The organism is Chitinimonas sp. BJB300 (assembly GCF_002735695.1).
Lineage (GTDB): Bacteria > Pseudomonadota > Gammaproteobacteria > Burkholderiales > Chitinimonadaceae > Chitinimonas.
This window is the reverse complement of sequence record NZ_PDZH01000343.1, coordinates 1-758: the sequence shown is the minus strand read 5'-3', so window position 1 is coordinate 758 and position 758 is coordinate 1. Positions and strand designations below refer to the sequence as shown.

Annotated in this window: 1 protein-coding gene; it reads left to right on the top strand. The window is 53.4% G+C overall.

Annotated features, from left to right (window positions below):
• On the top strand, window positions 1-465 hold a 465-nt coding region (locus CSQ89_RS21765; protein WP_143747141.1), incomplete at its 5' end, for a calcium-binding protein.
• Window positions 466-758: the final 293 nt, after the last annotated feature.

Genomic DNA, 758 nt, shown 5'->3' with positions numbered 1-758 from the left:
ACCGGCATTACAGCCGATGCACTGCGCTTTACCCGCGTGAATTCCGATCTCGTCGTTAAGTACAGCGACACCGATACCGTCACGCTGACCAACTGGTTCAGCGACGATGGCTACAAAGTTGAGCAAGTCACCTTCGCCGATGGTGGTAATAGCAGTATCGCCCAATTGTTAGAAAACCCTAAAGTTTCGCCAAAGACGGCATCAAATACTGTCAGTCGCAACAAGCGTTCACTGGATGAGCCAGAAATTGCGGTTTGCTATCGGGGTGACCCAGACATGTCATCGGCTCGCCAGCCGATAGTCGCGGTTTGCACCATGGGCAGCAGCGTCAATGGCGTCGACCAGCAGCTGAATGCAATGGTAAGCGCCATGTCCGCCTTTGCACCGCAGGGTGCTGGTGTATTGGGCCAAGGCATGGCGACGCAAGACCCTTATGTGCCGGTCTTCGCGGCAAACATGATGTAAATCGCGTCAATTCAATCTAAACGTTCGTCGTTCAAACAACCCGGGCCATGCGTGGCCTGGGTTGTATTTTTTATGGGCAGAGCCCTTGTCTACCAAAGACTCGGGCGGGCTCAGTATTTTCTATTTTTATACTTATTCCCGATTTTGGTGAAATACATGAATGATCCTCAGGGCACCGCTGTCGATGCCCCCTCTTCTTCCCAGCCCGTCGACTCGGGCTTGATGGGTTTGGTCATGCTGGCGCGCTTTCATGCTGTCGCCGCAGAGCCTGCGCAATTGGCACATGAGTTTGG